Raw genomic sequence first — 14,588 nt, 5'->3', positions numbered from 1 at the left:
TGATTTATGAAGAAACTATTACTAATTATTAATTTTTTATTTACAATATTGTTCTTAACTTCTTGTAGCGGACATTTTTTCAATCCTAGATATTATTATAATAAAAATGGCTCACAAGAAAGCGAACAAACACCTCCTCCAGATATAGATATAGGCGGCGGTGAAGAAGGAGAAATTCCAGAAGGTCCCTGGAATAATGAAGATTACATATTTGATGGTTCTATAATAAAGGATTATGCATTTGGAGCTAGTTTTGATGGTGATAATGTACCTAGTTATAAATTTTTTAAGGGTTCTACACCATGGAGTTTACAAAATAGTTCAAAGAATGAATATTATTATAATGGAATAAATGACGGCAATAAGGCACAAAGTTATGATATAGATCCTGCTAATTTTTATAGATATGATGGTAAAAACCCTTTAGTTTCTGCTAATTCAGCATATAATAATTTTGAAATTATGAAAAGGTTTTTATTTTATAGATTGCAAGGAAAAGCAGTTATAGTACCTCTTAATAATTATTTAATAGCAGTTGATACATATTCTAAATTTGTATTTGCTTATGGTAAAATAACTAAAACAGATAATGCTCCTATTGTTGGAACTCCTTATCCTGTTGAGTTCAAAGCTGTTGAATTGTATGGTGAAAAAAGAAATTTCTGGGAATATGACCCTATAGGTATAATGGTTTATGAAAATGGGGAATTAAAGTTAGAATTATATGATGAATATAAAAGAGAAATGGCAGCTGATGCTAATAATTTCTTCCCTCAAGTTCATGATCCTGATAGAGCAATGGCTAGCAGAAATTCACCTGGTGTATCACCTTATTTCGATAAAAATCAAGTAAATGATAAAACAGAAATTAAAGTTTCTATGACAGAGCTATATTTCAAAAATATTAGCAGCCAAACAGTTAAAAGATATACTTTAGGTAATTTCTCTGAATTTACAGGAGGTATATGGAATAAAGGCGATGCAAGAGAAGCAATGAATTATGGATTTTTTGGCTATGATGTTGAAATGAAAATTTCAGCAGATGATATAGTTGTATCAGAATATAAATCTGTTGCTAGTAAAGATTCTGGAACAGGAATAGGTGCTTATCTTAGAAGATATCAAGTTGATTTAGGTTCTGAAGTTTCATTAGAGCTTACTGAAGATAAGGATCAAACAGCAGAAACAGAATCTAAAGATATTTATATTGATTTAGCATTTAATCTTACTAAATATGATGAAGGTTTTACTGATTTTAATGATTTATATTGGCCTTATAAATATTCAGAAAATAACGATTTATATTTGACTGTTAAGTTTAATAAGGAAACTAAAAGTGTAGAATTATCAGGTGCTGCTGATAGTAATAGAATTATATCTAAAGAAGTTCAATACAATGAACAGGGAGAAATAGAGGTTTCTATTATTCTTGATGGTCAAGATGGAGATCGTGTTGTAATAGAAGATAAAGAAAACTGGTGGGGTGCTTGGTATGGTGTAGGACCTTGCGGAGAAGGAGCTACAGGATATAATGACCAAGTTCAGTTTAGATGTAAAATAAAAGTTGAGGATATACAAAAATAAATTGTTTATGATTTTATAATATGAATAAAGATTAATTTCTTTATTCATATTATATTTTTTATTATATTTTTTTGGAGATTTTGTTATGAAGAAATTATTATTAATCATTAATTGTTTACTTACAATATTGTTCTTAACTTCTTGTAGCGGACATTTTTTCAACCCAAGATATTATTATAATAAAAATGGCTCACAAGAAAGCGAACAAACACCTCCTCCAGATATAGATATAGGCGGCGGCGATATAAATATAGATCCTAATGAGGATCCATTTAAAGTAGGTGAATGGAATGATATTGGTTATCAATTTGACGGAAATAAAATATTAGATTTTTTATTTGCTGCTAGTTTTGACGGAAAGAATGTTCCTGTGTATACGTTTTTTAAAGATGGTACACAATGGACACTTTCAGATGCTTCAATGGCAGAAAATAAATACAATGCTAAAGACGGAGCAAATAAAGCACAAGGCTATGATATTACAGGAGGATCTTTCTATAGATATGATTATAAAAACCCATTAGTAGCTGCTGAAAGTGCTTATAATCAGTCTGACAGAATGGAGAGATTTTTATTTTATAGAATTGTAGGTAAAGCTGTAATTGTACCTCTTAATAACTATTTGATAGCAGTAGATAAATATTCAAAATTAGTATTTGCTTATGGTAAAATAACTAAAACAGGAAGTGCTATGGGACAAGCATATCCTACAGCATTTGAGGCAGTAGAACTTCATGGCGATAAAAGACCTTTCTATGAATATGACCCTATAGGTTTTATGTCTTATGATGAAACTCAAGATAAAATGACATTAACTTTATATAGAGAATATCAGGAAGAAATGGCAATGGATGCTAATGCATTTTTCCCTAAAATTCATGACTCTACAAGAGATATAGCAGGTTATAAAGATAAGGAAAGTGCAGGACGTTCTCCTTACTATTATGTAAATGTTGATGATATAGCTCCAGAAACTATATTGGATCAATTAAAAGGTAAAACTTATAGTATAAGATCTGGTTTAACTCTTTATACATATAAATTCTCTGATGATGGAAAATCAGTTCAAATAATAAAAGAACATTTCTATGATGGAACAACATTTAATCAGAAATTTGAATTCTCAAAAGTTACAGGTGCTACTTCTGTTCAATATGGAGATATGATAATTACCGGATTAGAAAGCTATGTTAAAGTAAAAGATAATGTTAATAATGTGGCAGCTGAATTAGACTATGTTGATCCAGGTCCTGAGTTTATATACAGAGTAAGAGGAAAAGTATTCGATGCTGAAGATAAGAGCTATTCATATAAATTTAATATAGATGGTAAAACTATAGAGTATTATGAAAATGGAAAATTTGTAAGATATTATGCATTTGTTGAGCAGGATGCAAGCGACAGAGCAATATATAAAGAGGAAAGATCTGGTTCATTCGCTTATTGGGGATTGAGATTAGATGTTCATAATGGCACTAAAGACGGAGTATTATATTGGTCATCAGGAGCAGGAGATACTCCAGGACTTACTAAGACTGAAGGAGTAACATCAACTCCAGGATATTTGAATGTAGATGAATCTGTAATAGACTTCTTTGTTGATGAAGTTGCAAATAAAGTATATGCTTACAGAGATTATGAAGGTACTCCAGGAGATGGAAGAAGTTTAAAAACATTTGAATATAAGTTTAGTAAAGATGGTAAAACTATTACATATACAGAGGAAATATCTAAACAAGAAGGTACATCAATTACTTATACTTTAGTAAAAGATAATGGTAAAGAAGCTATATATAAAGATAATAGCGGCACACAATACACATTTACTTTACAAAGCTCTGCAAGAGATCTATTAAAGAATGGAGATCCTGCTGGTGTGCTTGGATTTAGAGATAAAGGAGCTTATTTCTTAGATGTTGTTGTAAATACTACATACTACTCTATGGACGGTAGTTATAAATATGAGTTTGACGGAAGCGGAAACCTCACATATACTTATCCAAGCGGTGAAAAAGCTACTTATACTATAACTGATAAATATGGAAGTTCACAAGCAGATTATACTAAAGCAGCTTATATAGAAGACGGAGCATTGGTATTCAAATACTGGGCATTAAGACTTAGTGCTAATGGTACTATGATACAAATGTCAACAGGTGCTTTGGCTACTGCTACTCATATACTTAACTCTGCAGCTTACGGATATGACGCTTATCTTACAGGTAAAGACGGTCAAACTGTAGACAGATTCATGTCTGTGGTTGCTGGTGAAACTTATAAGATGAGAGTTCCTGGTAATAGTGTTTTAATGCAGTATTATACATTCTCTAAAGCTGGTAACTATATAACACATGTTGTTACTAATACTCAAACATCTGAGCTTACAAGTTCAAACATGTATTATAACTATACAGCTATAGATAAGCAGTTTAATGGACAGTACGAACAGATGACTCCTAAACAAAATAAGAAATTTACAATTCAAAATTCTGATAATGAATTACTTATGGATAATGTCATCGTTGGTTATAAAAATTACACTGATCCATACGAGTTTATGTCAAGAGTGGCTGGAAAAACATATATAACAGATGACGGTAGTAAAAAGTATGTATTCAGTCCAAATGGAGATTATTTTGATTTCTATGAAAATGGAAATAAAAAGAATACATTTAAGTATGATAGTTATAATGGTAATGTAGGTACATATACTACAGGAGGTTGGTTCGGTACTGAAGTAACAATAACATTATCTGATTATCAAGGTATTAAAGATGGACAGATACAAGAAGGCTCTATAACAGCTCATGTATATGTTGCCTCTAAATTTACTGATAATGTAAAATCTAAAGTTTATAAATTTAGAGATTATAGTGAATATAGTACATCTAGTCCATTGCCAGAAGGATATAAGCCTACAGGTAAGAGTTTGATACTTTATAGTTATTCATTTGATGATACAGGTAAGACTTTAACTTATAAAGAGGAAACTTGGAATGCAGAAACAAAAGAGATAGTGTATACACTTAGTAGTGAAACTGAATCTATGGGTACATATACTTCTACAAGCGGAGGTATAAAAGTATCTATACAAGGTAGCCCGGATATACTTTATAAGGTTCAAGATACTGCAAGAGCTGTTTCTACAGAGGTTGGAAGAACTTCATTTGTAGATTATGGACCAATATTTACAGATAGAGTTAGAGGTGCTAAATTTGAAAAAGGAAATGTATCATATACATTTGAACCAGATGGAACAAAATTTATTTTGAAAGATGGTTCTACAACTATGACATTTGTATTGGCTAGATATAATAATGATATAGCAGAGTGTAACAATGCAGTTTATGAATATCAAGAAGAATCGACAATATTTAAATATCGTTGGGTTGAGTTATCAGATCCTAACACAATTAAAACTTCTACATCAGGTTTTACTATAGGAGCACCAGGTAGCACAATGGGATTTGAAGCTACTAGACAGTAAATAATTTATAATTAAAAAATCAAGCGGGGAGGGAATTAAAAACTCTCTCCGCTTTTTTTGCACTATATATTGTTTACTTAATTTATTTTATTTGTATAATTATTGCATAAAAATTATTAATGAGATTTTATTTTATGAGAAATACTTTATTTATTATTTTATCAATGCTTTTTATAGCATTGTTTGCAATTACTTGCAGCAGCGGTTTCAATCCTAAATATTATTATCAGCAAATGTCTAATGGTACTTCAAGCGGAGGAGAAACAGAAGAACCAGATATAGGCGGTGAGGATATTTTGAAGCCAGAAGAAGACCCATTTTATAATTATAATGGTGAAAGACCTTGGAATAATCCTAATTATAGAGATTTTACTCTTGATCTTGATAATGATTATGTAATTGCAGCTTCTTTTGGGGCTAAAAATGAACCTACATATATGCTAATTAAAGATGATAAATGGAAATTAAAAGATCCTTCAAGAAATGAATATTATTATGACGGAACTAATACAAAAGCTGCCGGATTTCCTGTAACTAAAGTAAAGTATTATATGTATAAAAATATGAATCCTACTTTTTCATCTACAAGTGCATACAATAAAAGTGATAGATTACAGAGATTTTGGTTTTACAGATTTACTGGAAATGCAGGACTTGATACTGATAATTACTTGATAGCAATAGACAGTTATTCAAAATTAGTATTTGCATTTGCAATACCTACAAAATGGAAATCAATTTTAGGAATACCTGCTCCTATGGAATGGGGATCTGTTGAATTGGGCTGGGAGGCTAGTGCTGACAGTGCTAATTTAAACAGTCAAGTTAAATTTGCTGTTGATGGATTTACTTATTTTTATGAATATGATCCTGTGGGAATAGTTCTTCCAGATGGAAAGATAAAAATTTATAAATGGTGTTCAGATTCTATAGCTGATAATAATAGATATGCACCTAGAGTATATGGCGGTAAGATAGATTTAGACAGACCTATTGCTGATGAAAATATTGAAAACGGACGTTCACCTTATATGCCTATAAAAGTAGTTGAAAAAAATAAAATGGCTTTGCAGGTTCAGAATTTAGAAATAGAAAATATCAGTGCTAAAACATTTAATGATAAAACTTTTGGAAGTGATGAATATTTAGATTATGCGGGATTTAGTTATAATATTAGAATAGCTAACACTATTAATGGAACAGAAACATTGAATACTATAACCTCAAAAGAAAAGCCTAGTTTCTTCTTTGATTCTTTGTTTAAAGTAAATGTTGGAGAAACTAAAAATCTTATTAGTACGGTATATACTCTTGAAATGCAATATGAAGATAAAGATAAAAATAGTATTAGTATATCTTTAGATTCTAAAATTTCTATGTATGATGAGAAAAATAGTTTGTCTATTGGAAATGAAACTATTATAGTGGATCAAGATTCACCAAAAATCAATTTTAATTATGACAGTACTCAAGATGCTTTCATTTATCAGAGTATTTCTGGAAATAATTCTGATAAAATAATTGATTACACTAAGAATTTTACGCTTAAAAAAGGTGAAACTAAAACATTTGAAATTACAATAGAAGATTCTACAATAGGGGCAAATGAAACTCCTGGAAAAATAAAATTGATATATACATTATCATATTAAAATACAACTTTTTTAGAATAATTGTAATTTTTTTAAAAAATTAATAAAAAGTAAAATATATACTGTTTATTTTCTTTAATAAATGGCTTATTTTTAAAAAAGAATTTGTTTAACTATAGGCTATACTATAATTTATTAAGGAAGTATTTATGTATAATGATTTTTATGAAAACCGCCTGCAATATAGTAATGCCGATATTGTAAACGAAAAACAAATGCTGGCTTCTATTATATCTAATGGTATATCTTTAGAGAAAGCAAATACTATAGTAGACAAGCTTTATTATAGTTTTTATAACTTGTATAATATAGTAAATGCTTCAGAAAAAGAGTTATTAAAGGTAAAAGGTCTTAATGAGAAGAAAATAAAACTTATTAAGAATATACCTTCTCTGTTAGAATATTATTTATTAAGCAGCTTAAAAATTAATGCCCCTCATTTTAAGAAAAAGGATTTAATTAATTATCTTATAGTGAAATTGGGTAAATTAAAATTTGAAACTTTTTGCATAGTTTGTTTAGATGTAAATAAAAGGTTTATATCTATGGAGAATATATTTAGAGGAACAATAGATTCTGCTACTATATATCCGAGAGATTTAGTGGAAAAATCATTATCTCTTGGTGCTAGTTATGTTATAATAACACATAATCACCCTTCTGGCATAGCAAAGCCTTCAAAAGAAGATGTTGATATTACTGATGTACTATATAAAGCATTCAGAATGGTTGATATAAGAATGTTGGATCATATTATCATTGCCGGGAATTCTTTTTATAGCTTTAGAGAAGATGGAGTCTTTGATAAGTACAAAAAAGAAGCGGAGGTATGAATATGCTTACTACTAATTTGAAGAAACCTTTTTATAATAGTATAGTCAGCGATAGCAAAACAGAAGATGATAATAATAAAAAAGAAAGACCGATAGATGATGAAGAATTAATATCTTCAGTTGGTAAAAATATACGTGCCATAAGAAAATCACAAATGAAAACTATATCAGAAATAGCAGAAGTGTCAGGAATATCTTCTAAATATTTACAAAGCGTTGAAGTAGGAAAAAGAAATATATCAATAACTAATTTAAATAAAATAGCAAAAACCTTAAATGTTCCTATAGCTATATTTTTTAGTTATGATCATATAGAAAAAACAAAAAAATTACTATGCATAGCAAACAAATTAAAGAATTATTCAACATTTCAGTTATCGAATATAGATACAATTATAAAGGATTTGAAAAATATCATCGATTAATCAATTTTATTTCTTATGTTTTGGGAGAATGAATCTTTAGTATTATAAGGTTCATTCTCTTTTTTTATGTAATTTTATACAGTTGTAAACATAATATTTTTTGAAATAAAAATAAATATTTCTTATAGATTTTTAAAGTATTCCGAAAATTTAAAAATAGATTTATTTTTACTTAAATATTACAATTTTAGTTTTATTAATATAGTATATTTTAAGAGGAGATTTTTATGGCAACAACAGGAGCTTTTCTTGATGAAGTATATAAAAATGCAGTTGACGCTGAAGTTAATAAGAGAAGTACAACTCTTTCTAATTTAGCGGACAATGCTAGAGATTATCAAAGGCAAATTTCTGCTTATGAGGATTTAAAAGCTAGACTTAATACTCTTGCTACAGCTTCAAAAGAATTATATGGTTTCCGTTCTCCTTTCAGAAATTTTGTAGGTGTAGGAGATGGTATTCCAGATTATTTTACTGTTACAGCAAATAGAGTTGCCAATACTACAACTTATGATATAGGTATCAGAGATATAGCAGCAAGTCAAAAATTCTCCTCAAAAGCATTCAATATGGCTGATACTTTACCGGCTGGAAAAATAGTATTAAAAATAGGCGAAGAAGAAACTACTATAGATTTTGCAGGCGGAAGTTTGGTAAATTTACAGAAAGCTATTGATAAAGCATTCGGTAAAAAAGTCAAAACTACAATAACACAAAAATCAAGAAATTTACAAGTTCTTACTATGGATTTAGTAAAAACAGGTTCTAAAAATATAGTTGAGGTTGTAAGTGATGACTCAGGTATATTAAAAGAATTAAATATGTTCACAAGAAGACCTTACAGATATTTAGGTCATATATTTAATCAGGAACTTTTAAGTAAATGGAAAGATGAATCAGATAATTTAACTACTAATTATATGGTAAAGAATGACTTTATAGTTCTTCAAGGCGAAAATAAATTATCACTTCCTTTACATAGAGAAGCAGAGGCTAATGAAAATATTACTTTATCAATAACAGCAAGAGTTTCAGACACTTTAGATGATGAAGAAGCACCTATTATGCCTCCTACAGTAGATTTATCTATACCAGATACAGGAATGACATTTAATAAGATAGACAGTGTAATTTATAAAGATGTAGAGTTATACGGAGAAGGCTTATCTCCAGCTGATAGCTCAAGAACTTTTGAAGATATAAAGAAATATAAAGATGCTTTAGAGGCAGAACGTAAAGCTAAAGAAGGTATGGAAGCAGAAGCACCAGAACCTATAGATGAGGTTGGATTTAATTCTGAAATAATAGGAGTTAAATATATAAATAAAGCAGGTGATGAAGTAGAAAAATTCTTTGCTTTGCCTACTATAAGTGCATCTTGGCAAAGACTTAATATACCAATAGGCGGACAGTTTGAACCTGGCGATGTTATAACAGAAGTTGTTTTAATAAATAAAAATGCCGGATATAATGTATTTTATAAAGATTTGCTTATAGAAGATATGGGCAGAGAAGAAGATGCTCCTAACTATTTGATATCAGAAGCTACAGATGCCAGAGCTTCTATAGACGGAATCGATGTATTAAGTGATACTAATGAATTCAATGATGTTGTTGATGGTCTTAATATAACAGCTAAAAAAGTTACTCCGGAAGCATTTGCCACTACTATTGAAGTAGATAAAGAAGGTGTAGTTAATGCTATAGCTAATTTTATAAGGGCTTACAATGAAGTAATAGATTTATTAAATGATACTACTCAAAGACCTTTATCAAGAGATATAAGAGACGGACTCGAAACTATGAATAGAACAGATTTAAACGATTTGGCTACTACTTTAGGAATAGAGTTTAATGTTGATATGACAGATGATGCTTTGAGAAAAAAATTATATTATGTTGGTGTATTTAGCGGTAATGGACTTGTAAGTACTATATCACAGCGTGTAAGAATGATAGTTGCTGATTCTTATGAAACAGAATACGGTGAAGAATTAGCACTTCTTGACCAAATAGGTATAAATAGAGGTAATGCTGGAGAGGATTGGTCAAAAGTTAAAAAAGGTTTCTTACAGGTTGATGAAGAAAAATTCATGAATAAAATTGAAACTCAAATGGACGGTATAGAAGAATTATTCTCTAATGATACAACAGGAGATGATATACCAGATACAGGCGTTGCTTATGCTATGAGTGATTTTGTTACTCCTTATTCTCAAACAAGAGGTATTGTTGAAAATAGTATTACAATGACAAAAAGCCGTTTAGAAGATAATAAAAAACGTATGGACGCTGAAAAAGATAGAATTGAAGAATATAGACAGCAGAGACTTGCTTCATATTATCAGATGCAGTCAGAATTACAGCAGGCTGAAAGAGAGAGAAAAAGACTTGAATCTTCTTTGAATCCAAATAATGGCGGTAACTAATTTTAATTATATAAATAAATTTTATTTATGAAAAAATTAGGTCTTGTATTAGGTGGCAGAGGTGCCTATCATATCGGTGTATGGAAGTATTTAATAGAATCTAGTATATATGGTAAAGTGAGAGCTATTTCCGGTAATTCTGTTGGTGCTTTAAATGCCTGCCTTTTGGCTATGAATGATTATAGTATAGCTGAAAAAGTTTGGAAAGAAGAAATTAAAGATAAAATATTAACATCTAAAGATTTTAAAGATTATTTTAAGATTGACAAATCATCTCTTTTTGGAATATTTTCAAGATCCGGATTAATAGAAATTATAGATAAATATATCGATTTGAATCTTGTATCAAATTATCATTTCAATATATATGCTTCATGTTCAAAGTATAGAAAACCATTTTTTGTTGAAGCTCAATATTTTAAATTAAATGGCAATTCTAATGAAAGAATAAAAAAAATACTTCTTGCTACCTCTGCATTATTAGGTGTATTTCCAACAGAAAAAATTGATGATAATTATTATATTGACGGCTGTTATACAGATGATTGTCCTATAGAGCCTCTTTATAGTTATGAGAATTGTACAGATATTATAGTTGTACATTTAGATTATAAGAAGCCTGTTAAAAAGAAAGATAATGTCAATTTATATGAAATGTATCCATCAAAGAATTTAGACAATTTTGTAAGCGGTGTTTTAGATTTCTCCCCCCAAAGGTGCAGCAAAAAGAATAGAGCAGGGCTATAATGATGCCAAAGAATTTTTCAAGTCTAATAGAAATATATAGTGTATTTAAATATTGTTTTATATCCAATTAACATAATTCAGTTATCATAATATAATAAAAACTATTGTTTTTTACATATTATGAAAAATCATGTTTATTTATACATTAATAATATTGACTTTTTTGATAATTCTATTATTATAAAAGCCATTAAAATAATGTGTATAAATATAGTAAGGTTATGGGAATGAATACTAGGGGTAACTCCAAAAAGAAAATTAAAGAAAACGATAATCCTTTTTTAAATCTTAATGCAACTGCTAAGGAAAATGATGAATTAGCAAAGGCATCTATCAAAACTATAGCTAATAGTGTAGTTATTACAGAAAGTGATAATAAAAGAATAGATAGAAACAAAAAAGAGGAATCTGTAGAAATAATAGATCCTTCAAGAAAGGATTGGCTATATTATACAAGATCCCCATTAATGGATAGTTATAGGGATAATCTTTATAGAGAATATTATGGTTTATCTGTATTATTGTCTGTAAGGGGTGACAATAATAATGAAAGAACTCTAGGTCTTTCTTTAAAATTGATAGATATAGAAAATAAAAAAGAATTAAGAGTTGGTGAACTTGAGAACTTTTTATTTTCATGCGTTATTGGTGATAAGCAAAATATAGAAGATACTGAATATAAAATAGAACTTGAAGATTTCAGTAAGGCTGAAGCAAAATTAATAAGATTTTTGAATAATTTATATGCTGAGGCTAGACAAATACAAGAAAATGGTAAATTATGGTTTAAAGATTATAATGCTTATCAATGTTTGATTTTATTAAAAGATATTCATAATATAAGACTAGAAAGCAGAGTTATAACTTTCAGTGATGATGTACTAAATTTACAATTAGAAAGTTATTATAATGAACAAAAAGATTTAGTACTTAATTTGAATATTAAAGATGTTGATTTAAATAGAGTTTATACATTTGGTGAGAATTGTGATTTTGTACTTTATAAAGATATATTTTATGAAACAAACCCTTCATATCCAAAGATAAAGAAGAATATTTTTAAAGACAGTATTATAGTAAAAAAAGATTATATAAAAGATTTCTGTTCAAGAGTGCTTCCTAATCTTAAAAAAGATTTTGATAATATAGAACTTCCTGAAGATATTAGGGACAATGATATATTAGCATTTCCTGCTCAGGCATTGGTATTTTTAGATTATGACGGAACGAATGTATTTTCAACTATTAAATTTAAATATGGTTCTTTTACAGTAGACCCTTATTCCGGAAAGTTTACCAGCAGTAATATGTTTGATAATGAAGTAACAGAGATTTACAGAGATACTGAAAAGGAAGAATATTTCTGCAGAACATTATCAAAGTATTTGGAGAAAGTAGGTGATTATACTTTTGCAACTGATGATGATGAGAAAATATTTTATTTATGCTATAAAATACTTCCTGCACTTCAGGATAGAGGCTGGACTTGTTATTATAGTGAATCTTTCAAATCATTAAAATTGAATGTTAAGCCTTTAAAAATGAGAGTTTCTTTAACTAAAGATATTAATTTCTTTGAGATTAATTTTTCTTTTGAAGGCGTTAAAGAAATACATGATTTATCAGATATTGTAAAAGCAGTAAAAGTTGAGAATAAAGAATATATAAGACTTCAGAATGGTTCTTTTGTACCTATAGATTTGGAAGTAATTGATTATATAGCTAAGATGTTTAAAGAAAATCCTATAGAACAGAAGGAGAATAATAGATATTTACTTCCTATGTTCAGTGCTCCTTATTTTGCTGATATGTTGGAGAAGCATAGCGGTATAGAGTTAGATTTAGATGATAATGCTATGGATACAATAGCCAATATAAAAAAGGTGGATTATGATGAAACTCCTCCAAAAACTATAGTAGGAGATTTCAGAAGCTATCAATTAGTAGGTTATAAATGGCTTAGAAAGTTAGCTGATATGTCATTGAATGGAATACTTGCCGATGATATGGGACTTGGAAAGAGTTTTCAGACTATAGCTACAATATTAAAAGAAAAAGAAAATGGTTCAAAACTTACATCATTAGTTGTTGCTCCTACTTCATGCGTTGCTAACTGGGAATGTGAGATTAAGAAATTTGCTCCTTCTCTTGAAGTAATAGTTTTATCTGGTAATTTAAAAACTAGAATGAAAAAAATTAGAGCTGTGAGCAATTATGATGTAGCAGTAATATCATATTCTACATTAAGACGAGATGTTAAGGCACTTAGCGAAAATGAATTTAATTATTTAATACTTGATGAGGCACAGCATATAAAGAATGCCAATACTCAAAATGCAAAAATGGTAAAAAGTTTAAAATCATTAAAAAGACTTGCATTAAGCGGTACTCCTATAGAAAATAGTATAAGTGAGATGTGGTCAATGTTTGATTTTCTTATGCCTGGTTTCTTAGGTAAGCATAAGGATTTTGTTGAAGATTATGAAGCTCCTATACTTGCTGGTTTGGATAGTTCAAGCGAGGCTTTAGATAATTTAAAAACTAGAATAGCACCTTTTATATTAAGAAGATTAAAAACTGATGTTCTTAAAGATTTGCCTCCAAAACATACGGTTGTAAGCTATTGTGATTTAACAAAAGATCAAAAAGAACTTTATATGTCTATACTTGAAGCTGCAAGAATAGAAATATTTGAAACAGTTAAGCGTAAAGGTTTTGCTCAGTCACATATAGAAATATTTTCAGCATTAACAAGATTAAGACAGGTATGCTGTCACCCAAGACTAATGCATGATGATTTGAGAGGAGAAAGCCATACAAGCGGTAAGTTTAACATGTTTATAGAGATGATTAAAGAAGCTATTGCAGGCGGACATAGTGTATTAGTATTTAGTTCATTTACAAGAATGCTTAATCTTATGCGCGGAGCTTTCAAAAAGTTAGGTATAGATTACTTCTATTTGGACGGTGCTACAAAGGATAGAATGGATTTAGTTCATAGATTTAATGCCGGAGAAGTGCCTATATTCTTACTTAGCTTAAAAGCCGCTGGTACAGGACTTACTTTAACACAGGCTGATACAGTAATGCATTATGATTTATGGTGGAATCCTGCTGTTGAAGATCAAGCTACTGACAGAGCCTACAGAATAGGTCAGAAACGCGTTGTAACTAATTATAAGCTCATTACAAGAGGAACTATAGAGGAAAAGATATTAGAACTTCAAAATAAGAAGCGTGTATTAATTGATACCGTTGTAGGCGATTCTATGGGCGACATCAATAAATTAAGCTGGGATGAAGTGAAGAATCTTATTAATTAAGTAAAATTAGTTGTTTAGGTATAACCTAATATTATATATAAATTTGAATATTGAAATATAAATTATAATAAAAAAGACTTTTTAACTGCCTAGTATTCAAATATTAAA

8 protein-coding genes are annotated in these 14,588 nt (G+C 29.2%); all 8 read left to right on the top strand.

What is annotated here, in order from left to right; all coding sequences use genetic code 11:
- Window positions 1–6: 6 nt before the first annotated feature.
- Window positions 7–1,584 (top strand): hypothetical protein, encoded by a 1,578-nt coding sequence (locus R4K56_RS01050; protein ID WP_335771546.1) that lies wholly within the window; start codon window positions 7–9, stop codon window positions 1,582–1,584.
- Window positions 1,585–1,669: 85 nt separating this feature from the next.
- Entirely contained in the window at window positions 1,670–5,071 is a 3,402-nt protein-coding gene (locus R4K56_RS01045; protein ID WP_335771547.1) for a hypothetical protein, read from the top strand.
- 134 nt (window positions 5,072–5,205) lie between these two features.
- The gene (locus R4K56_RS01040) at window positions 5,206–6,723 is read left to right on the top strand and encodes a hypothetical protein (protein WP_335771548.1); all 1,518 of its coding nucleotides are present in this window, start codon (window positions 5,206–5,208) and stop codon (window positions 6,721–6,723) included.
- Window positions 6,724–6,872: 149 nt separating this feature from the next.
- Window positions 6,873–7,556, top strand: a complete 684-nt coding sequence (locus tag R4K56_RS01035) for a JAB domain-containing protein (RefSeq protein ID WP_335757097.1) — start codon at window positions 6,873–6,875, stop codon at window positions 7,554–7,556.
- 2 nt (window positions 7,557–7,558) lie between these two features.
- Window positions 7,559–7,981, top strand: a complete 423-nt coding sequence (locus tag R4K56_RS01030) for a helix-turn-helix domain-containing protein (protein ID WP_335771549.1) — start codon at window positions 7,559–7,561, stop codon at window positions 7,979–7,981.
- A gap of 227 nt (window positions 7,982–8,208) precedes the next feature.
- Window positions 8,209–10,410, top strand: coding sequence for a flagellar filament capping protein FliD (gene fliD / locus R4K56_RS01025; RefSeq protein WP_335771550.1), 2,202 nt, complete (start codon window positions 8,209–8,211; stop codon window positions 10,408–10,410).
- A 27-nt stretch (window positions 10,411–10,437) separates the two neighbouring features.
- Window positions 10,438–11,157 (top strand): patatin-like phospholipase family protein, encoded by a 720-nt coding sequence (locus tag R4K56_RS01020; RefSeq protein WP_335771551.1) that lies wholly within the window; start codon window positions 10,438–10,440, stop codon window positions 11,155–11,157.
- Window positions 11,158–11,384: 227 nt separating this feature from the next.
- Window positions 11,385–14,480 (top strand): DEAD/DEAH box helicase, encoded by a 3,096-nt coding sequence (locus R4K56_RS01015; protein ID WP_335771552.1) that lies wholly within the window; start codon window positions 11,385–11,387, stop codon window positions 14,478–14,480.
- The last annotated feature ends 108 nt before the right edge of the window (window positions 14,481–14,588 follow it).

The sequence above is a fragment of the Brachyspira pulli genome (assembly GCF_036997785.1).
GTDB lineage: Bacteria > Spirochaetota > Brachyspiria > Brachyspirales > Brachyspiraceae > Brachyspira > Brachyspira pulli.
This window is presented reverse-complemented; position numbering and strand designations above follow the sequence as displayed.

Excerpts from the sequence above, each read along its gene's own strand:
- R4K56_RS01050 (WP_335771546.1), top strand. The coding sequence starts at position 7 with ATGAAGAAACTATTACTAATTATTAATTTTTTATTTACAATATTGTTC.
- R4K56_RS01045 (WP_335771547.1), top strand. The coding sequence starts at position 1,670 with ATGAAGAAATTATTATTAATCATTAATTGTTTACTTACAATATTGTTC.
- R4K56_RS01040 (WP_335771548.1), top strand. The coding sequence starts at position 5,206 with ATGAGAAATACTTTATTTATTATTTTATCAATGCTTTTTATAGCATTG.
- R4K56_RS01035 (WP_335757097.1), top strand. The coding sequence starts at position 6,873 with ATGTATAATGATTTTTATGAAAACCGCCTGCAATATAGTAATGCCGAT.
- R4K56_RS01030 (WP_335771549.1), top strand. The coding sequence starts at position 7,559 with ATGCTTACTACTAATTTGAAGAAACCTTTTTATAATAGTATAGTCAGC.
- fliD (WP_335771550.1), top strand. The coding sequence starts at position 8,209 with ATGGCAACAACAGGAGCTTTTCTTGATGAAGTATATAAAAATGCAGTT.
- R4K56_RS01020 (WP_335771551.1), top strand. The coding sequence starts at position 10,438 with ATGAAAAAATTAGGTCTTGTATTAGGTGGCAGAGGTGCCTATCATATC.
- R4K56_RS01015 (WP_335771552.1), top strand. The coding sequence starts at position 11,385 with ATGAATACTAGGGGTAACTCCAAAAAGAAAATTAAAGAAAACGATAAT.